General features: G+C 70.0%; 18 protein-coding genes and 1 pseudogene. 5 read left to right on the top strand and 14 right to left on the bottom strand.

Translation table 11 applies throughout. The annotated features are described in order from the left end of the window. Positions 1 to 138: 138 nt before the first annotated feature. Positions 139 to 1,335, top strand: a complete 1,197-nt coding sequence (locus C8E87_RS23825; RefSeq protein ID WP_133875143.1) for an MFS transporter — start codon at positions 139 to 141, stop codon at positions 1,333 to 1,335. Here C8E87_RS23825 and C8E87_RS23820 read toward each other — a convergent pair. Together C8E87_RS23820 and cobF are read right to left on the bottom strand one after the other, a co-directional pair. Then, a complete protein-coding gene (locus C8E87_RS23820) occupies positions 1,313 to 1,960 on the bottom strand; it encodes a lipoprotein (RefSeq protein WP_203720461.1) in 648 nt (215 codons plus the stop codon). The two genes, C8E87_RS23825 and C8E87_RS23820, sit on opposite strands and share 23 nt — an antisense overlap. A gap of 87 nt (positions 1,961 to 2,047) precedes the next feature. After that, on the bottom strand, positions 2,048 to 2,737 hold the full coding sequence (cobF, locus tag C8E87_RS23810) for a precorrin-6A synthase (deacetylating) (RefSeq protein WP_133875142.1): 690 nt from the start codon (positions 2,735 to 2,737) through the stop codon (positions 2,048 to 2,050). Positions 2,738 to 2,832: 95 nt separating this feature from the next. On the opposite strand from cobF, the gene C8E87_RS23805 reads away from it, so the two are divergent. Next, on the top strand, positions 2,833 to 3,210 hold the full coding sequence (locus C8E87_RS23805) for a hypothetical protein (protein ID WP_203720460.1): 378 nt from the start codon (positions 2,833 to 2,835) through the stop codon (positions 3,208 to 3,210). Continuing rightward, positions 3,210 to 4,910, top strand: a complete 1,701-nt coding sequence (locus tag C8E87_RS44630) for a caspase, EACC1-associated type (protein WP_203720459.1) — start codon at positions 3,210 to 3,212, stop codon at positions 4,908 to 4,910. The genes C8E87_RS23805 and C8E87_RS44630 overlap by 1 nt, the downstream gene beginning before the upstream one ends. Before the next feature lie 72 nt (positions 4,911 to 4,982). On the opposite strand, the pseudogene C8E87_RS45670 reads toward C8E87_RS44630, so the two are convergent. Beyond that, a pseudogene (locus C8E87_RS45670) lies at positions 4,983 to 5,369 on the bottom strand (IS110 family transposase); the annotation flags it as partial. A gap of 319 nt (positions 5,370 to 5,688) precedes the next feature. Continuing rightward, on the bottom strand, positions 5,689 to 6,864 hold the full coding sequence (dinB, locus tag C8E87_RS23790; protein ID WP_203720457.1) for a DNA polymerase IV: 1,176 nt from the start codon (positions 6,862 to 6,864) through the stop codon (positions 5,689 to 5,691). Positions 6,865 to 6,907: 43 nt separating this feature from the next. On the opposite strand from dinB, the gene C8E87_RS23785 reads away from it, so the two are divergent. Together C8E87_RS23785 and C8E87_RS23780 are read left to right on the top strand one after the other, a co-directional pair. Then, positions 6,908 to 7,348, top strand: a complete 441-nt coding sequence (locus C8E87_RS23785; RefSeq protein ID WP_133875140.1) for a cupin domain-containing protein — start codon at positions 6,908 to 6,910, stop codon at positions 7,346 to 7,348. A gap of 134 nt (positions 7,349 to 7,482) precedes the next feature. Then, positions 7,483 to 7,854, top strand: a complete 372-nt coding sequence (locus C8E87_RS23780) for an Hsp20/alpha crystallin family protein (protein ID WP_133875139.1) — start codon at positions 7,483 to 7,485, stop codon at positions 7,852 to 7,854. A 30-nt stretch (positions 7,855 to 7,884) separates the two neighbouring features. Here C8E87_RS23780 and C8E87_RS23775 read toward each other — a convergent pair whose 3' ends face one another. The 10 genes from C8E87_RS23775 to C8E87_RS23730 form a co-directional block, all read right to left on the bottom strand. Beyond that, a complete protein-coding gene (locus C8E87_RS23775) occupies positions 7,885 to 8,508 on the bottom strand; it encodes a carbohydrate-binding protein (RefSeq protein WP_239079900.1) in 624 nt (207 codons plus the stop codon). A 5-nt stretch (positions 8,509 to 8,513) separates the two neighbouring features. Continuing rightward, complete coding sequence (locus C8E87_RS23770; protein ID WP_275408939.1) at positions 8,514 to 9,569, bottom strand: ABC transporter ATP-binding protein; 1,056 nt, start codon at positions 9,567 to 9,569, stop codon at positions 8,514 to 8,516. Between the two features lie 11 nt (positions 9,570 to 9,580). Further along, a complete protein-coding gene (locus C8E87_RS23765) occupies positions 9,581 to 10,669 on the bottom strand; it encodes an ABC transporter ATP-binding protein (RefSeq protein ID WP_133875138.1) in 1,089 nt (362 codons plus the stop codon). Positions 10,670 to 10,718: 49 nt separating this feature from the next. Next, positions 10,719 to 11,696 carry an ABC transporter permease gene (locus C8E87_RS23760; protein ID WP_133875137.1) on the bottom strand — a complete coding sequence of 326 codons (978 nt, stop codon included), beginning with the start codon at positions 11,694 to 11,696 and terminating at the stop codon, positions 10,719 to 10,721. A 169-nt stretch (positions 11,697 to 11,865) separates the two neighbouring features. After that, positions 11,866 to 13,587, bottom strand: coding sequence for an ABC transporter substrate-binding protein (locus C8E87_RS23755; protein WP_203720455.1), 1,722 nt, complete (start codon positions 13,585 to 13,587; stop codon positions 11,866 to 11,868). A 55-nt stretch (positions 13,588 to 13,642) separates the two neighbouring features. Then, the gene (locus tag C8E87_RS23750) at positions 13,643 to 14,668 is read right to left on the bottom strand and encodes an ABC transporter permease (protein WP_203720454.1); all 1,026 of its coding nucleotides are present in this window, start codon (positions 14,666 to 14,668) and stop codon (positions 13,643 to 13,645) included. 773 nt (positions 14,669 to 15,441) lie between these two features. Then, entirely contained in the window at positions 15,442 to 16,347 is a 906-nt protein-coding gene (locus C8E87_RS23745) for a TIGR03619 family F420-dependent LLM class oxidoreductase (RefSeq protein WP_133875135.1), read from the bottom strand. A gap of 9 nt (positions 16,348 to 16,356) precedes the next feature. Further along, the gene (locus C8E87_RS23740; RefSeq protein ID WP_133875134.1) at positions 16,357 to 17,778 is read right to left on the bottom strand and encodes an Hsp70 family protein; all 1,422 of its coding nucleotides are present in this window, start codon (positions 17,776 to 17,778) and stop codon (positions 16,357 to 16,359) included. Between the two features lie 127 nt (positions 17,779 to 17,905). Beyond that, a complete protein-coding gene (locus C8E87_RS23735; RefSeq protein ID WP_133875133.1) occupies positions 17,906 to 18,580 on the bottom strand; it encodes a DUF6766 family protein in 675 nt (224 codons plus the stop codon). 80 nt (positions 18,581 to 18,660) lie between these two features. After that, positions 18,661 to 19,056 carry a hypothetical protein gene (locus C8E87_RS23730; RefSeq protein WP_239079899.1) on the bottom strand — a complete coding sequence of 132 codons (396 nt, stop codon included), beginning with the start codon at positions 19,054 to 19,056 and terminating at the stop codon, positions 18,661 to 18,663. Between the last annotated feature and the right edge of the window lie 2 nt (positions 19,057 to 19,058).

Raw genomic sequence — 19,058 nt, 5'->3', positions numbered from 1 at the left:
GATCATCTGCGGCATGACAACTGCGCACGGCATCGTCCGCTTCACCGGTGCCCTGTGTCGTCTGCCGGGCTGATGACCCCTTAGCAGCAGCGCCACACCCCGCGGCACCGGGTCGTCACGATCCCGGAGCGCTTCCGCATGTCTGCCTATCGGCTCTACCTGCTCATCTCCGGCGTCGGGTCGTTCGCGTCCCGCACCGCCTTCACCCTCAACCTGATCTATCAGGCGACCGTCGTCGGGCTGTCGCCACTTCAGCTTGTGCTTGTCGGCACGCTGATGGAGGCCGTCTGTTTCGTGGCGCAGGTGCCCACCGGCGTGATCGCCGACCGGTACAGCCGCCGCCTGTCGGTCATCGCCGGCTACCTGCTCATGGGCGTCGGCCTGCTCGTCTGGGGCCTGTTCCCCACGTACGGGGCGATTCTCGCTGCCAATGTGATCTGGGCCATCGGCGCGGTCTGTGCCGACGGCGCCGAGGAGGCCTGGGCCGCCGACGAGATCGAACCCGAACGGGTCACCCGGGCGTTCGTTCGCGGCGGCCAGTTCTCGCAGGCCGGCGCGCTGTTCGGCATCGTCGCCGCGGTCGGGCTCACCGCGATCGAGCCGGCGCTGCCGATCGTCGTGGGCGCGGTCATCACACTGGCCCTCGGTGTCACGCTCGCGCTGCTGATGACCGAGAACCATTGGAGCCCGGCCGAGGCGCCCTCGGGTGGCCAGGTCGCCGCCGGCGTACGGGCCGTACGCAGCAGCACGGTGCTGGCCGCGATCCTGGGCGGCACGGTGTTCGCGGGCATGAGCAGCGAGGGCTTCGACCGCCTGAGCCAGCCGTTCCTGATCCCGTTCCTCGGCGGCCACCCGATCGAGCTGGTCTTCGGCGGCCTGGCGATGGTGGCCGCGCTGGGCTCGATCGTGGTGACGGGGCTGGCCGGACGCTGGATCGACGTGCTCCGTCCGCACCGGGCCGGGCAGGCGCTGGCCGTGGTGCAGGCGCTCACGGCGGCCGGGATGATCGGCCTGGGGTTCGCCGGCCAGTGGTGGACGGCCGTCGCGCTCTATCTGGGCGTACGCCTCCTGCGCGACTCGGCCGGCCCGGTGCTCAACGTGTGGCTCGTCTCGGCGACGGCGCCCGAATCGCGGGCCACGGTGTTCTCCATCGTGTCCCAGGCCGACGCGCTCGGGCAGGTGGCGGGTGGCCCGCCGGCCGGGTTCGTGGCCCAGCGCCGGGCGGTCGGGGCCGGCATCTCGGTGGCGGGCCTGTTCGTGGTGCCCGCGGTGGCCCTGTTCACGCTGGCCACCGCGCGACGCCCGGCCGAGGTCAGCTTGCCGGTCGCAGGCTGACCTTCGCCAGTTCGTACGCGGGGAGCATCGCCTGGTGCTCCCCGCTGTCGAAGCTGTCCAGAGCCACCACGACCACGTCGGAACCGGCCCGTACGGCGAAGGCCCGCTCCTGTTCCAGGGCTCCCTCGACCGGGTCTTTCGCCTTGTACCGCACCTCGGACCCGGTCAGGGCGCCGAGCCGCACGTTGCGGAAGAGCAACCCCTGGGCGTCGTCACCGGCGAACGCGGTCAGACCGGCCCGCAGGTCGTCGGACGAGCCGGTGTAGACCCGCAGGAAGCCGATGTTGCCGGCCGGTTTGGCGTCGATCTCGCAGACCATGGTGAACGGGCCGCGTTCGGCGAGCTCGGCCAGCGCGCTCCCGGCTTCGACCTTCACCGCCTTGGGCTTGTACGACTCGGCGAGCCCGAACGTCACGGGCAGCTCGCAGCCGCTGCCGGAGGCGCCGACCCGGGCCGCCTCGGACGCGGCCGGCTGCACCACCGAGGGGGCCGCCGAGGGCCCGGCCGACGAGGCTGCCGAGGACGCGGGCGGTGTGCCCGGCGCGGTCCAGACGGACTCGTTGCTTTCACAGGCCGTCAGGGCGAGTACGGCGGCGCCGAGGCCGGCCAGGGCTAAGAGTCTCACGGGTTCGAGAGTCTAGGCCCCCGGCTGCGAAAAGAGTGGCACCTACCTCATCCTCCGCCTGCCGGGCCGCCGGGCCGCCGTCGTCAACTAATGAGCCCGCGGCCGGCGCAGCAGGTACGTGTCGAGGATCCAGCCGTGCTCGGTCCGGGCGTCCGCGCGAGTCTTCGCGATGTCGCCGGCGACCTCGGACACCCGGCCCGAGCGCAGGATCTCGTCGGGCGTCCCGACGTAGGCGCCCCAGAAGATGTCCGCGTCGGGGTGGGCGGCGAAGGCCTGCTGCTCGTCGTGCAGGACGACCAGCTCGTCGACGCCCTCGGGCCAGCCCTCCGCCAGCTGCCGGCCGGTCATGACCTGGAACCTGTTGAGCGGCACACGGTGCTTGGCCGCGAGCGCCGAGACGCTGCTGATGCCGGGGATCACCTCGTACTCGAACTCGACCGTGCCCCGGGCCAGCACCTCCTCGAGGATCGCAGGCGACAGGTCGTACAGGGTGGGGTCGCCCCAGACGAGGAACGAGCCGGTCTCGTCCTCCTTCAGGTGCTCGGCCAGCATTCGCTCGGCCGCCTGCGAATCGGCCGGGGAGCGCCCGGCGACCGTGCGGCGGCTCGGCTTGGAGTAGCCGCGGACGATGCGTTCCCGCAGGTCGGCCAGGCTCGCCCGGGGCTCGCCGTCGTCGAGCAGGAAGAAGACGTCCGTACGCCCGATGGCCTTGGCCGCCTGCAGAGTGAGGTGGTCGGGGTCGCCCGCGCCGAGCCCGATCAGGAAGATCTTCCGCACCCGCACCAGTGTGCCGCACCGGCTCGGGCACCCGTCGGAGCAGGGTCGCCTTTCGGATAGTTCCCATGCCACTACCGCGGGTGCATGGTGGATCGATGAGTGACGGAATGCGGGTCTTCCTGTCCGAGGACGGCGCGGACGCCGAGCGGCTCGGCACCCTGACCGGGCAGCTGCGCTCCGAGCTGCGGCAGCTCGACATCGACGACGTACGGGCCCTTCCGGCCGGCCCTCCCCCGCCGGGTTCGCGGGCGTTCGCCACGGAGACCGTCGGCGCGATCCTGGTCCTGATCGGGCAGAACCCCGACGTGCTGCGGTCGGTCGTGGAGGCCGTACGGGGATGGCTCGGGCGCTCGGACGGGACCAAACGCACCGTACGGCTCGAGCTCGGTGACGACGTGCTCGAGTTGTCCGAGGCGACCGCCGACGACCAGCGGCGGCTCATAGACCTCTTCGTGAGCCGGCACGGCACCTGATGACCGCCGCGCGCAAGGCCCTGATCGTCGCGAACGACACCTACGACCACGAGGGGCTTGGCCATCTGCTCGCGCCGCAGGCCGACGCCGACGCGCTCGCCGGTGTGCTCGGTGACGCCGCGATCGGTGACTTCCAGGTGCATGTCGTACGCAACGAGCCCGCGCACGTGATTCGCGAGCAGATCGAGGAGTTGTTCGCCGACAGCCGCCCCGACGACGTGCTGCTGCTGCACTTCTCATGCCACGGGCTCAAGGGCGACTCCGGCGAGCTGTTCTTCGCCACCCGCAACACCCGCCCGAACCGCCTCGAGTCGACCGCCGTGTCGGCCGGCTTCGTGCAGCGCTGCATGCTGGCCAGCCGGTCGCGCAGCATCGTCCTGCTGCTCGACTGCTGTTACGGCGGCGCGTTCAGCAAGGGCGTGACCGTCCGGGCCGCCGGCGACGTCAACGTGCTCGACAACTTCCCCGGCGGCAGCCGCGGGCGCGCGGTCATCACCGCGTCGAGCGCCATGGAGTACGCCTTCGAGGGCGACCAGTTGGCCGACGACCACAGCCGCCGCCCGTCCGTCTTCACTTCCGCGCTGGTCGAGGGCCTGTCCACCGGCGACGCCGACCGCGACCAGGACGGCTGGGTGTCGCTGAACGAGCTCTACGACTACGTCTTCGACCGGGTCCGCGAACGCAACCCCCACCAGACCCCGAGCCGCGACGTCGAAATGCAGGGCGAGCTGTACGTGGCCCGCCGCAGCCGCCCGGTGACACAACCCGCGCCGCTGCCCCCGGAACTGCAAGCGGTCATCGGCCATCCCATCAGCGGCGTCCGGGCCGGCGCCGTCCAGGAACTGGCCCGCCTCGCCCACGGCCGGCACGCGGGGATGGCGCTCGCCGCCCGCGAGGCCTTGGAGCATCTGTCCAAGGACGACAGCCGTACGGTGTCAGGCGCAGCCACCGCCGCCCTGACCGGCGAGCAATCGCCGCCCGCCCCGGAGCCCGACACCGACGCCGGGTCGCCGCCCGCCGCGGACGCCAAGTCCGCCGCCGGCCCTGAGTCACCGCCTGCCGCTGCCGAGATCGCGGCCGCGAATGGATGGTCGTCCCGGCGGCGCACGCTCCTCACCGCAGCCGCCGCCGTGATCCTCATCGCCGGCGCGGCGCTCGCCTTCGTGTTGCTCGGCAACGACAACGGCAGCAGCGGCGAGGGGCGGGTCTCGAGCGAGAACTTCACCGCCCAGGCGCCGTGGCGGCTGACGATCGACGACAACATCCAGGACAAGGACAACGGCTGCGACGTCACGCTCACCCACGTCGACAGCGGCCGCCCCCTGCCGATCCCGACCGGCCTCTTCTCCCCAACGGCATTCCAGGTGCGCGAATCCGGCCAGTTCCGCACGTCCGCCAACGACCCGGGCTGCATCGTGCTGCACCGCCCCGGCGCGGGAACGGCCACGCTGCCGTTCACCACCGAACGGCTGGGTGACACCGACGCGTTCCCCGTGAGCGGCCAGGTCACCGTGGAGGTGCTGGACGACCACGGCAACAACTCCTGCGACCTCACCCTGCACGACGCCACCGACGGCCGCGCGCTGGCCGCCCGGGAGGCCGCCGCCGGCACCGGCGCCGTGCTGCTCGACCCGGCAGACCGAAAAACGGTCTATTTGGGCAGCCTCTACTGCAACGTGCGGGTCTCCGCCGGCCCATAACCCACAGCCCGCGTTCTTGGCCGCGGTGTGAGCGCGAACCGCGCCGGCGTGGGTGACGGTGATCGCGCGGAGTGCCTCGACGATGCCGTGGCGAGTTTTCGGGATGGTGGTCGCGGTGCCGGCCAGCACTGATCGGGCGGCGGCTTCGGCGTCGATGGGGTCACTCGTGCCGCGTCGGCGGCGGGTTTTGTGGTCGGTCCGGTCGACGTCGAGCACGGTGACAGCTTCCTGGTGCAGGTGACGCGACAAGCCGGCGCCGTAGCTGCCGGTGCCTTCGACGCCGACTGCCCGGATCGGTCCGTGGCTGCGCATCCAGGCCGGCAGCGTTTGACAGCCGGCCACATCGGCGGGGAACTGCTCACGGCCGAGCAGCCGCCCGGTCTGGTCGATCAGCGCGGCGGTGTGGGTGTCAGCGTGGGTGTCGACACCACCGATCACCTCGATGGTTTGTTCTGGCATCGTGGAGCCTGCTGCCCTTCATTGCTCTGAACCGGGTGGCACACCGCCGGGCAGGGGTGGACAGCACGTTGACGGGGCTTCTAGCCAAGCTCCTGTCAAGTCACGTTCCCTGCCTGGTGGTGGCCTCGGCGACGGCCGGCAGTTCAGCCGGAAGGCAGTCACACGGACGCCGGTGGAACACGGGTCAGACCATCACCGAAGATCCACCAGTTCTACCGCAGACGCCACGTGGACAACGAGTCAAAACCCGCCGCCGAGGCCCACCCAGCATCTCAACGTGGACAACCAAGGATTGTGGACAACTTCGGGCGGGTGGACCTCAGTCCGGGAGGATCGGCACCGACGGACCCAGTTCGCGGCCGATGGTGGCCGCTCGGGTCAGGGAGGTCGAGCCGAAGCGGTCGCGGACCGCGTCCATGGCGATGTCGAGACGGTCGTCGTCGGCGTCGTCGAAGAGGGAGGGCTGCACGTGGCCGTCGCCGTCGAGGTTGCTCACTGCCACGCCGACCAGGGTGAGGCCGCGGGCGGCGATCAGCTCGCGGGCCTCGGTCAGCAGGTCACGGGCGGTCGCCTGGATCAGGCGGGTCTGCATGGTGGCTTTGAGCAGCGACCGCGACCGGGTGGCCCGGCCGAAGTCGTCGAAGCGCAGCCGCAGCGTCACCGTGCGGCCGGCCCGCTGGGCGCCGCGCATGCGCCGGGTGACCCGGTCGACCAGCGCGTCGAGTGTGGCCTCGACCTCGGCGAACGGGCGGGGCCGGCGTCCCAGGGCACTTTGCGCGCCGATCGAGCCGCGCCGGTGCCCGACCCGTACGCGGCGGGGGTCTCGATTGTGGGCAAGCGCGTAGAGGTGCCGCCCGTAGCCGGGGCCGAGCATCGACACCAGGGCCGCCTCGCCGATGCGGGCGACGTCGCCGACCGTGTTGACCCGCCGGTCGCGCAGCTTGGCCGAGGTGACCGGGCCGACGCCCCACAGCCGCTCGACCGGCAGCGGGTGCAGGAACGCGAGTTCGCCCCCGGCCGGCACTTCGAGCAGCCCGTCCGGCTTGCCGACCGCGCTGGCCACCTTGGCCAGGAACTTCGTCCCGGCGATGCCGACCGTGATGGGCAGCCCGACCTGGGCGCGCACCTCGGCCCGCAGGCGGGTGGCGATCTCGCGCGGGGTGCCGCTGACGCGGAGCAGACCGCCCACGTCGAGGAACGCCTCGTCGATCGAGATGCCCTCGACGAGGGGCGTGGTGTCCCGGAAGATCTCGAACACGGCCTTGCTGGCCACCGTGTACGCCCTCATACGCGGCGGCACCACGACCGCCCGGGGGCAGAGCGCGCGGGCCTGGTTGATGCCCATCGGGGTGCGTACGCCGAAAGCCTTTGCCTCGTAGCTCGCGGCGAGCACCACCCCACCGCCGACCAGCACCGGACGCCCCCGCAGGGCCGGGTCGTCGCGCTGCTCCACCGACGCGTAGAAGGCGTCGAGGTCGGCATGCAGGATCGCCACGGCGACACTATAGAACACATGTTCGAGCCACTACGGTTACGGCATGAGTGACACGCGCCCGCCGCTGGCCCGGCAGTTCGACCTTCAGCCCCATCCCGAGGGCGGCTGGTTCCGGCAGACCTACAAGTCGGAGAGGACGTTCCACCCCGAGGGGTACGCCGGGGAACGCTCGGCCGCCACCGCGATCTACTTCCTGCTCCACCCGGGTGAGGCCTCGGCCTGGCATGTCGTGCGCTCGGACGAGCTGTGGTTCTGGCACGCCGGCGGTCCGCTGACGCTGCGCTTCGGTGGTGACGGGGAGCACCCGGCCGAGGAGGGGACCGTCACGTTGGGTGTCGGCGACGGGCACCATCCGCAGGTGCTCGTGCCGGCCGGGGTGTGGCAGGCGGCGGAGCCCGCGAGCACGGAATATGTTCTGGTTAGCTGCGTCGTGGCCCCGGGTTTCGAGTTCGACGACTTCCGGCTCGACGACAACGGATCGTAATGAGGTAACAGGCCGCATCGTGACGCCGGTCATGTCCAAACGGGAATCCGAGGACCACAATCTCCGTTGGTCATACCGGACCGGGCCCACCCCGCCCGATCCAGCCGAGAAGAACTCCGCCTGGAGGAACCACCATGTCGCCTCACGGCGCGACGGTCCGCGAGCTCGACCAGCTCACGTGCCGCGTGTTCGACAGCACCCGCAGCTCCGGGGCGCGGCTCGCCGCGTACCGGATCGACGGGACCTTCTTCGTCGACATCGACCTGCCGGGCATCGACAGGGCCGGTATCGACGTCTCGGTGGACGACGGCGTCCTGACCATTCGGGCCGAGCGCCGCGCGGCGGAGGGTGAGGCCGGTCAGCCGGCCGGCGCCCCCGTGACCCGCGAGGTCGATCTGCGCGAGTCGGACAGCCTGGACACCGATCGCCTCGAGGCCCAGTGCGACAACGGAGTCGTGACCCTCACCATCCCGGTGGTGAGAGAAGCGGCGTTGACAGCAGTCTGAGACAGAGAGCCGCGCGACAGCGCGGCTCTCTCAATGCACGAACCGCAGCCAGTTGATGTTGAGGAACTCGCCGCCGTCGTCGCGGGCGAAAGTCAGGAACACCGTGTGCTTGCCGGCGGTCGGCGTGATGTCGACCTGGTCGGTCCGCCAGTTCTGCCACCCGCCCGTACGCGTGACGTTCAGCGTCCCGATCGGCGGCTGGTCGGCGCCGTCGAGCCGGATCTCCATGCGCCCGCCCTCGGCGTCGCTCGACACCCGTACGTCGAGCTTCGTCGCCGGTACGGGCCCGAAGTCGACGTTGTCGAAGCGCAGCTGGTCGCCGCCCGCGATCCAGCCGACGTTCTGCCCGCCGCCCTCGTCCGTCGTCTCCTGGGACTGGATGCCCACGTTGCCGTCCGCCGCCTCGGCCTCCAGTTTCGGATAGACCGTCGGCGCCGGGGCCTCGGTCGTGGGCGGCGCCGCCGAGGGAGCAGCCGAGGGCGCGCTGGTCACCACCACGGGCGGCACGGCCGCGGCCGGGACGGGCGAGTCCTGCCAGCGGCCCAGCCCGTAGCCCGTGGCCAGCAGGCCGAGCCCGGCCAGCGCGACGAACGAGCGCTGCCGGACCCGGTACGCCTTGGTGCGATAGACGGAGGGAGCGGGCGGGGGGACCACCAGGCTCAGGCCGTCTCGGCGATGATCGACTCGACCGGCGGCTCGGCGAAGTGGCAGGCCACCCGCTGGGCCGGGGCCCGCTCGATGAGGGCCGGGTCGTCGGTGGCGCAGATGTCCTGCGCTTTCCAGCAGCGGGTGCGGAACCGGCAGCCCGACGGCGGGTCGACCGGGCTGGGCACGTCGCCGACCAGGCGGATCCGGTTCTTCGGCGGCACGCCCCGCACCACGCCGATGTCCGGCACCGCCGAGAGCAGGGCCTGGGTGTACGGGTGCTGCGGCTTCTCGTAGAGCGTGTCGCGCGGACCCTCCTCGACCACCCGGCCCAGGTACATGACGGCAATCCGGTCGCAGAAGTGCCGCACCACGCCGAGGTCGTGCGCGATGAACACGAACGCGATGCCGAATTCCTTGCGCAGGCTCTCCAGCAGGTTCATGACCTGGGCCTGGATCGACACGTCGAGCGCGGAGACCGGCTCGTCGGCCACGATGATCTTGGGGCGGGCGGCGAGCGCGCGGGCGATGCCGATGCGCTGGCGCTGACCGCCGGAGAACTCGTGCGGGTAGCGGTTGTAGTGCTCCGGGTTCAGGCCGACAACCTCGAGCAGTTCCTGCACCCGCTTGAGCTCGCCGCTCTTGGCCACCATGTCGTGTGTGCGCAGGGCGGTGCCGACGATCGTGCCCACGGTGTGGCGCGGGTTCAGCGAGGAGTACGGATCCTGGAAGATCAGCTGGATCTCGCGGCGGTACGGGCGCAGCTGCCGCTCGCTCATGTGCGCGATGTCGACGCCCTGATAGCGGATCTCGCCCGCGGTGGGTTCGAGCAGCCGCGTGATCAGGCGGGCAGTGGTCGACTTGCCACAGCCCGACTCGCCGACCAGGCCGACGGTCTCGCCGGGCGCGATGGTCAGGTCGACGCCGTCGACGGCCTGCACCCACTTGGTGCCGCGGGCGAAGAAGCCGTCGCCCTTTGTCTTGAAGTGCATCTTGACGCCGTCGAGCTGCAGCAGCGGCGCGCCGGGCACCGAGCGGACCCCGGACTTGGCGGTGGTGGTTGCGGTCATGATCGGTCCTCTTACGGCAGCCGGGGCAGGACTTCGGTCTCGAAGACCTTGTCGGGTTCCTTCAGGTGGCACCGCGAGGTGCGGCCCAGATCGCCGGTCCGTGGGATCAGATCGGGCTTGAGGGTGGTGCACAGGTCACCCGGCACGCGGTCCTTGAACTCGCAGCGCGGGTGGAACGGGCAGCCGGTCGGCACGGCCAGCAGGCTCGGCGGCGACCCGGGGATCGGGTGCAGCGGCTGCGGTTCCCCGGTCAGCGCCGGGATGCTTTCGAGCAGACCCCACGCGTACGGGTGCAGGGGCTCGCCGAGGATCTTGTTGACCGGGCCGTGCTCGATCGCGGTGCCGGCGTACATGACCAGGATGTCGTCGGCGATCTCGGCCACCACACCCAAGTCGTGGGTGATGAAGACGACCGCGGAGCCGAAGTCGCGCTGCAGGTCGGAGATCAGGTCGAGGATCTGCGCCTGCACCGTCACGTCGAGGGCCGTGGTCGGCTCGTCGGCGATCAGCAGCTTCGGGTCGTTGACCAGCGCCATCGCGATCATCGCGCGCTGCCGCATGCCGCCGGAGAACTCGTGCGGGTACTGGTCGACGCGGCGGCGCGGGTTGGGGATGCCGACCCGGCCCAGCATCTCGACCGCGCGGTCCTTGGCCTTGCGCTTGCTGACGTTGTGGTGCGCCCGGTACGACTCCATGATCTGGTCGCCGATGGTGAAGTACGGGTGCAGCGAGGACTGCGGGTCCTGGAAGATCATCGCAGCGTCGCCGCCGCGGTAGCCCTCGAGCTCCTTGTCGCTCATGTTGACGATCTCGCGGCCGCCGACCTTGATCGAGCCGGAGATCCGGGCGACCTTGCGGTCGTGCAGGCCCATGACGGCCATGCTGGACACACTCTTGCCGGAGCCGGACTCGCCGACGATGGCCAGCGTCCGGCGCAGCGGAACCGAGTAGCTGAGGCCCTGCACGGCGCGGACCAGGCCGTCCGCGGTCGGGAACTGCACCTGCAGATCGGTGACCTCGAGGTAGGCCTCCTCGTTCGCCGCGGGGGTGCGGGGAACGCGGGCCACCGTGTGCGGGGCCGGGGTGCTCTGGTCGCTCATGCTGCCGCCTTCGTGCTGCGGGGTGAGAACACCTGGGTGCGGGCCGGGATCATCCGAGGCGCACCCGGGGGTCGAGGAACGTGTACGCGATGTCCACCACGAGGTTCATGACGACGAGGGCCACCGAGCCGACCAGCACACCACCCATGAGAACGGGCAGGTCGTACTGCCCGAAGGCCCGCAGGGTGAGCTGACCGAGCCCGGGCAGTCCGAAGATGGTCTCGGTGAAGATCGCGCCGGTGAACTGGAACGCGAGGTCGATACCGAAGATGGTGACGACCGGGGTGAGCCCGGCGCGCAGGCCGTGCCGGTACACGACGCGACGCCGGCTGATGCCCTTGGAGGTCGCGGTGCGTACGAAGTCCTGACCGAGCGCCTCGATCATGGAGGCTCGCGAGTATCGGGTGTACGCGGCCGCGTTGGTGATGCCCACACACAGCCAGGCCGCGAGCAGGCCACTGGCCCACAACAGCGGATCGTCCAGGAACGGGTGGTAGCCAGAGTCGGGGAGGAACGTCGCGTAGAGGGCGACGAGCAGGGCGAAGACGAAGTAGGGGATCGACTGGACGAAGAGGGTCGTGCCGACCACGGCCTTGTCCAGCGACGTGCCGCGGACTTGCGCGGCGATCGTTCCGGCCAGGATGCCGACGATCAGATAGACCACCGCTCCGCCGATGACGATCGAGATGGTGACGGGCAGCGCCGCGGCCAGCAGCTTCGTCACCGGCTGACCCAGGGTGTAGGAGTAGCCCAGGCAGGGGGCGGCGCAGTGCTGCGTGGAGCCGCCGCTGGAGTACTCCCGCCCGACGACGATGCCCTTCATGTAGGCGCCGATCTGGGCCAGGGGCGGCTCGTCGAGGTTGAGGCTCGCCTCGATGTCGGCGACGCGTTCCGGGGTGCAGCGGGGGCCACAGATCACGCCCGCCGGATCGGTCGGCGCCAGGAAGAACAACGCGAAGCTGGCCACCAGCGTCACGATCACGACGGAGATCGCGCTCAGGACGCGTTTCAAGATGTACAGCAGCACCGCTTGCTCCTCTTTCCACACGGCGCCGGGTGGATGTCCCGGATTCTCTGATCACGGCGCGCAGGGCCGGTAGCCCGACACGCCGAGAGGCCACTTTTACGCCCGGGGTGGTCCGGTCCGCCGGTTAGCGGACCGGACCACCCCGGGTTTACAGCTGACTACCGGTGCTTCAGCTCTTCAGGTACATGTTGCTGAAGTTCGGCATGCCCATCGTCGGGTCGCCGGTGGTGTCACCGACGTTGGTGCCCTTCACGACGGCCAGCTTGTCGTAGTACTGCGGAACCGCGATGTACTGCTCCATGATCTTCTTGTCGAGAGCGGCCCACTTCGCGGTCGACTCCTCGGCCGGCAGGTTCGCGATGTCGTTGATCTCCTTGTCGAGAGCCTTGTCGCTGAGCATGCCCCAGCTCTGGCCCTCGGCGATGCTCTGCGAACGGAACAGCACCGGGAACCACGAACCACCGGACGGCCAGTCGGAGCACCAGCCGCCGGGGCTCTGGCCCATGTTGACCGGGGCGTCGTAGTCGCCCTTCTTGGTCCGCAGGTCGGCGGTCGAGGTTCCGATCGGCTTGACCTTGAAGCCGGCCTTGGTCAACGCGTCGGCCCGGATCTGGCTGACCTGCTGGGTCTGCGGCTTCTGGTTGTCGAAGTACCAGCTGACCTCGAAGCCCACCTTGCCGGCGGCCTCGAGCATGGCCTTCGCGGCGGCCGGGTCACCGGCGCCGGTGCCGGTCAGGTCGGCGACGGGGGTGTACTTCTCGTAGCCCGGGACCGACGGCGGCATAACGGTGCTGGCCGGCTCGGCGACGTAGTCGTTGAGGCCGGCGGCCTTCCAGATCTGGTCGTTCGGGTACGCCTTGGCGATCGCCTTACGGACCTCCAGCGGGATCTTGCGGCTGTCGAGCTGCCACACGATCGTGCAGGGGCTCTCACCCTGCACCAGCTGCGACTTCTTCTCGCCGGTCAGCTGCGGGATCAGCGTGGCGTCGAGGACGTCGTAGTTGATCGCGTTGGCGTCCTGGCCGTTGCTGTTGAGGACGGCCGTCTGCGACTTGACCGCGTCGACACCCCACTGGAAGTTGTAGCCGTCCAGGTACTGGTGGCGGGCCGGGTCGGTGTTCGGGTCCCAGTTGGTGTTCTTCTCGAGCACCAGCGAGCTGCCGGCCTGGTAGCTCTTGAACTTGTACGGGCCCGTGGCCAGCGGCTTGTTCTTGTACTCCTGCTTGGTGTCCTTGGCCTCGGGGATCGGCGTGAACATCGGGAAGGTCATGTAGAACGGCAGGTCCTGGAACGGCGTGGCCAGGTGGATGATCAGGGTGTCGGTGCCCTGGGTCTCCACACCGGCGTAGGTGGTGCCGTCCTTGTACGGGCCCTTGTACTTGTCGCCGTCCTTGAAGTAGCTCAGCTGGTACGCCGGGCCGTTGACGTAGATGTCGTGGGCGAACGACCGCTTGATCGCGTACGCGAGGTCCTCGACCTTGACCTCGGTGCCGTCCTCGTACTTGATGCCCGGCTGCATCTTGAACGTCCAGCTCAGCTTGTCGGCCGAGGGGGTGCCCAGGTCAGTCAGGTCGGGAACGAGGGTGGGCTTGCCGTCGCGGATGTCGAACTGGGTCGGCGTGCGGAACAGCAGCTTGCCGATCTGGTTCGAGTCGACGTAGTAGATGTCGGTCGGGTCGAACGTGTTCGGCGTGGTCTGCGCCTGCACGTTCAGCACGCCGCCCGGGCGGGCGCCCGGGATCTCCTTGGCCGGGCCCTTGGCGTTCGGGTCGGTCGCGTTGGACTGCGTCGTGATCTTGCCGGCGTCGGACGAGCCGTTGGACGAGTCGTTGTTCGACGAAGGGCTACTGCAGCCCGCCAGGCCGAGTGCCACGGCGGCAGTGGCAGCCACGGCAACATTGAATCGCCTTGCCATTTCTCCTCTTCTCATACTGGGCGTCACCACGTCACCGGCGGGTGCGGGGATCGAATGCGTCACGGATCGAGTCGCCGAGAAGGCTCAGCGAGAGCACGAGGATGGTGATGGCCGCCACCGGGATCCACAGGTAGAGCGGATCGGCCCGGTAGAAGGCCTGCGCGGCGTAGATCGTCAGACCCCAGGAAGGAGTCGGCTCGGTGAGACCCACGCCGAGGTAGGTCAGGCCGGCCTCGACGACGATGTAGCTCGGTAGAGCCATCGACACCGAGATGACGATGGGAGCCACCAGGTTGGGCAGCAGCTCCTTGAAGAGCACCTTGTGGGTCGGCACGCCGAGCACCTTGGCCGCGGCGACGAACTCACGCTCGCGCAGGGAGAGCACCTCGCCGCGGATCAGTCGCGCGAGGCTCGCCCAGCCGAAGAAGGAGAGCACGATGATGAGGCTGTAGAACCGGGCGTTCGCCACGTCCTGCGTGGCCGCGTTCTCCGAGGTGCCGACGAAGATCGACAGCAGCACGGCCGGCACGGCGATCGCGAAGAGCAGGTAGGGCAGGCTCAGGACGAAGTCGATGACCCAGGAGAGGATGCGGTCGAGCCAGCCACCGACGAAACCGGCGAGCAGGCCGACCACCACACCGATGATGGTCGTGATGATCGTGACCGAGCAGGCCACGATCAAGGACGGCCGGGCGCCGTAGACGAAACGCGCGAACAGGTCGCGGCCCAGGCGCGGCTCGACGCCGAACCAGTGCTCGCCGTTCGGCGCGATCGTCGGATAGCCGTACTGGTCGATCAGGTCCTGGTGCAGGGTCGTGGGATCCTGCCCCTCGAGCTTCGCCAGCAGCGGCGCGAAGATCGCGATCAGCACGAAGAACAGGAAGATGCTCGCGCAGATCACCGCGACCTTGTCCTTGCGCAGCCGCGCGAGGGCGATCTGCGTCGGAGACTTACGCCGGGTGTCCACCTTCTTCTCAGGGGCGGTGTCCGGGCTCGTCATGGCATCGGTCGGGGAGCCGGCCCGGGCAAGCTCGGCTTCCTCGATCAGCGGTTCCACGCGTCGGTCACCTCCATCGGACGACACACCTCACATGCGCCGCGCGTGAGAGGTATTCGGATGCTGCGCTGGGAAAGGTAGCCCGGAACTGGCTCGTAGGAAATGAGTTGACGCATCGAATGAATAACAGCCCGCTGAAAGGGTTGGATGCTCAACCTCACTGCCGGTGCCGCCCGCGTAGGGTGCGAAGCGCCACTCCAGCGGAGAAATCGCCCGTATCGACTGCCATATATGACTCCGATGTCCGTTATGGAAAACCAGAGGGCAATCGTACTGTTGCGCAAAGTTATCAAAGTCGCATCGCCGACGCGGCGGGCCGCTGTTTCCGCCCGGTTTCGCGACAATGTCGATCATGGCGAGTGGCCGCCGTGGTTTCCTCCGGCACATGGGCCCAGGTAGCGCAAGATCTTCGGTCGGCACGTCACCCCGGGGCCGTATCGACGGTCATCCCGCGTTCCGGGACGCGGTTCGACGGTGATCTCCGAAGCCTCGGCGTGTCGCCGGAACTACTCTTCGTGGGGCCGGGAAAGAGCCCCATAGGAAGACGACCGCCATTTCGATAACGAATACCCCCTCCATTCGACGCTATATAAGACTTCGAACCACGTCTTCGCCGATGACCATGACCCATCGACAACCTGCTACCTCCGGGCGACAGCCGGCAACCGCCCGCAGGCCCGCGGGCACCCCCGCCACCCCCCGCGTTCGCTGCGACGACACCGGGTGAACGGGGCATGGCACGGCCGGATCAAGCTCGCCACGCTGAGTGATCGTCAGGGGCGGGGCGCCAGCGCCGTGAGGATCTCGCCGGCCCGCTCCCGGGCCACCACCGGATCGGCGTCGGGCGCCCCGATGAGCGGGTCCCAGTTCAGGTCGTAGAACAGCTCCGTGACCCCCGCCTCGGCGTAGAGCTCGGCGCCGGCGCGGATCTGATCCCAGTCCCCGGACAGCGGGACGGCATCGTCGCGCAGACCGGGACGCACCACGGCGCGCACCACGACCCGTACGGCATCGGGGTCCCGGCCCGCCTCCTCGGCCGCGCGCCGCACGATCTGGGCGCCGCGTGAGATGTCGTCGAAGCTGAGCCGGCTGCTGCTCACCCAGCCCGCCCCGAGCCGCCCGGCCCGCCGCAACGCGACGTCGGCCGTGCCCCCGAGCAGCACCGGCGGGCCGCCTGGCTGCACGGGACGCGGGCCGGTGGTGCTCTCGGGCACGGAATAGAGCTCGCCGGTGAACGACGCCACCGGGTCGTTCCACAGCGTGCGCAGCACCTCGAGGTACTCGCGGAGGCGCTTGCCCCGCGGGTTCGGGTCGGAGCCGGTGGCCTCGAACTCGGGCGGCGACCAGCCGGTGCCCAGGCCCAGGTCGAGCCGGCCGCCGGACAGCAGGTCGAGGGTGGCGGCCTGCTTGGCCAGCAGCACCGGGGAGACGTACGGGATGTTGATCACCGCGACGCCCAGGCGGATCGTGCTGGTGCGGGCGGCGGCCCAGGTCAGCGCGATCAGCGGGTCGAGCACGCTGTGATAGACCGGGAGCATCGGCTGATCGACCCCGACCAGCAGCCGCTGGAACGACCAGAGGCCGTGATAGCCGAGAGCCTCTGCCCGCTCGGCGAACTCGCCCAGCGTCGCCGGCTCGGCCCACGCCCCCGCAACCGGAGCGCCACAACTGATCAACATGCCGTGACCTTAGCCCGACGCCCGCTCGTACTCCGCGCTCAGCCGCCGGCCCAGCTCGGCCAGGCGGGCGTCCGGGGCCGCGGCCAGCACCGCGGAGATGAAGGCGCCGTACGCCGCGCCGAGCGGGCCCAGGTCCCCGTCCTGCAGCAACAACATGTATGTGGCCTCGGCAACCCGGCGGAAGTCGGCCGGAGTCTCGGCCGGCGGTCCCGGCGGCCCGGGTGGGTCGGGCGTCTCGGCCGGCTCTTCTTCCGCCGCCGGTGTTTCGGGCGCGGCCAGCTCGGCCCGCAAGCGCAGGCTGGCGCTGAGCAACCCGACCGGCGAGCCCTCGAACAGGGTCGCCGGCTCGTAGTCGCGGGCCACCAGCCCGGCCCCGCGCGCGACCATCTCGACGGGGTCGAGGTCGACCCGGATGCGGGCCGCGCCCCAGCCGAAGTACCCGGCCAGCCGGTCGCGGATTGCCGGGATGCGCGTCGAGCCGCCGGCCAGCACCACCTCGTCGATGTCGCCCCACCCCACGCCGTGCGCCGCCCGGGCCGCCGCGATCGCCTCGGTGAGCAGGTCGAGCGAGCGCTGCACGTCCGGCTCGATCATCGCCTCGAAGGCGCGGCGGCTCAGCGGCACACTGGCGCTGACCGTGGCGGTCAGCACCGGCAGCTCGAGGGTCGTGGTGTCGGCGACCGACAGCTCGCGCTTGCGGATCTCGGCCTCCCACCGGATGCGCTGCCGGATGGTCGCGTCCATGCTCAGGTCGACGTGGTGCCGCTCGCGGATCTGCCGCAGGGCGTACCCGACGATCAGCTCGTCGAAGTCGTCGCCGCCCAGCCGCTGGTCGCCCGAGGTGCCCAGGACGTCGACCGTGCCGTCGGCGACCCGCACCACCGACGCGTCGAACGTGCCGCCGCCCAGGTCGTAGATCGCGTACGTGCCCGGGCGGGCGCCCACCCCGAGCGCCATCGCGGCGGCCACCGGATCCTCCAGCAGCCGCCGCACGTTGAGCTGAGCCAACCCCGCCGCCTCGCGTAACGCCCGTCGCTGGGCCTCCCCGGCCGCGGCCGAGACGGTGATCACCGCGTCGTGGATCGCCTCGCCGACGAACGCCTCGGCCTGCCGCTTGAGCTCGATCAGCAGGAACGCGCAGATCTCACGGGGTTGATAGGAACGGCTTCGGAAACGGATGTTCTCTCCCGTGCCGAGGCGCCGCTTGATGCCGGCGATCACGTTCTCCGCGTCCTCGGCCGGTGGCACCCCGGCGACCACCTGACCCGCCCTGTCCTGCCCCACCGAGGCGGGGAGGGTGGCGGCGCCGGTCGGGCCGCGGACCATCAGCAGCTGCGTGCCGTCCCACACCGAGACCGCGCAGGAGCTGGTGCCGAGGTCGATCCCGACCACACGGTGGAAGAACTGGTGTGCGTCGGCATGCTCGGTCAAGGCCGCCCCCTGTGACCAGCAGGTGCTCGGTACGTCTGGCCGTCAAGTTAACATTCGTCGCGGAGCCGACAGAACTGACGATGGTCGATCCGTCGGACATCCGACCGATGCTGGACAAAGCCGGAGGTCAGCCCTCGACCCCGGTCGCCTCGTGCGCCGATCCGACCGGCTTGGACTGCGACGACCCGCGCTGCCGTAGGTAGATGGCGAGGATCGCCATGGACGCCACCGCGAGCAGCTCCGACTGCCAGTTCTGCAGAGTCCGGTTCCAGAAATCCGGCTCCAGCACGTACTGACCCCACGAGACCGGGTCCTGCCGCTCGCTGAGCTGCTCCTCGTTGAAGGCGACGACCCCGGCGACCGACTGCGCCAGCCACGAGCCGAGAAAGATCAGACCCATCACGAGACCGAGCGAGTTCGAGAACACCGACGTACGCCACCCGCCGGCACGCGCCCACTTCGGGGAGTTCTCATCGGCGTACGGGCCGATCTTCTGCTGCTTCTCGGTCTCGCGGCCCGGCTTGTCCAGCGACTTGGACTCGGGCGAGCCCTTCTGCAGCAGCCACACGGTCAGCACGATGAAGAGGAAGAACTGCAGGTACTCGGACTGCCAGTTCTCCGCCACGTCGACGCCGAAGCCGGCCGAGGTCACATAACGCCAGAACGAGACGTCCGGCAGCCCGGAGGCGCGCTGGCCCTCGTTGAAGACCGCCAGGCCCGCGTACGCCTGCCCGGCCAGCACGATCAGGAAGAGCAGCCCGAAGACGACGCCGATCGCGTTCTCGCGCAGAAAGCGTCTCATCGGTGCAGCACCCCCAGCGCCGTGACATAGATCAGGCCGGCCGCGACCACCACGAGCAGGAGCACGAAGAGAGCACGCATTCAGTCCCCCTCGACCGTGCAGTCGTACGGGCGGCTCGCCCGCGGGGTACAGCCGGCCGCCACCACCCGCCAGCCACCCGGGAACGCCCCGAGGAAGACCGTGTCGTCGTCGAGCTTGACCTGCGCCCACTGCCCGTAGACGGAGGTGTCCACGACGGTTCCGGGGCGGGGCAGGCTCTTGTCGAGGATCGCCTGCGGGCAGGGCTCGTCCTCGGCCACCGAGCGGGCCGTGTCCGGCGCGAGCAGGGCACAAGCCGCCTCGCCGTCGCCCGCGTCGACAGCGGTGAGCAGCCGTACGGCCAGATCGGCGGCGGCGTCCTCACGATCGCCGACCGTCGAGCACCCGGCCGCCGGCAGCGCGAGGACCGCCGCGACCAGCAATCTGCGGAAGATCACGT

It is taken from the genome of Paractinoplanes brasiliensis (assembly GCF_004362215.1).
GTDB lineage: Bacteria > Actinomycetota > Actinomycetes > Mycobacteriales > Micromonosporaceae > Actinoplanes > Actinoplanes brasiliensis.
The sequence above is the reverse complement of the archived record's forward strand: the minus strand, read 5'-3'. Positions and strand labels throughout refer to the sequence as shown.

Bases quoted from the DNA above. Each gene is read 5' to 3' on its own strand.
- C8E87_RS23825 (WP_133875143.1), top strand. From the start codon at position 139: ATGTCTGCCTATCGGCTCTACCTGCTCATCTCCGGCGTCGGGTCGTTC.
- C8E87_RS23785 (WP_133875140.1), top strand. From the start codon at position 6,908: ATGAGTGACACGCGCCCGCCGCTGGCCCGGCAGTTCGACCTTCAGCCC.
- C8E87_RS23770 (WP_275408939.1), bottom strand. From the start codon at position 9,569: ATGACCGCAACCACCACCGCCAAGTCCGGGGTCCGCTCGGTGCCCGGC.
- C8E87_RS23745 (WP_133875135.1), bottom strand. From the start codon at position 16,347: ATGTTGATCAGTTGTGGCGCTCCGGTTGCGGGGGCGTGGGCCGAGCCG.
- C8E87_RS23805 (WP_203720460.1), top strand. From the start codon at position 2,833: ATGAGTGACGGAATGCGGGTCTTCCTGTCCGAGGACGGCGCGGACGCC.
- C8E87_RS23765 (WP_133875138.1), bottom strand. From the start codon at position 10,669: ATGAGCGACCAGAGCACCCCGGCCCCGCACACGGTGGCCCGCGTTCCC.
- C8E87_RS44630 (WP_203720459.1), top strand. From the start codon at position 3,210: ATGACCGCCGCGCGCAAGGCCCTGATCGTCGCGAACGACACCTACGAC.
- C8E87_RS23735 (WP_133875133.1), bottom strand. From the start codon at position 18,580: ATGAGACGCTTTCTGCGCGAGAACGCGATCGGCGTCGTCTTCGGGCTG.
- C8E87_RS23780 (WP_133875139.1), top strand. From the start codon at position 7,483: ATGTCGCCTCACGGCGCGACGGTCCGCGAGCTCGACCAGCTCACGTGC.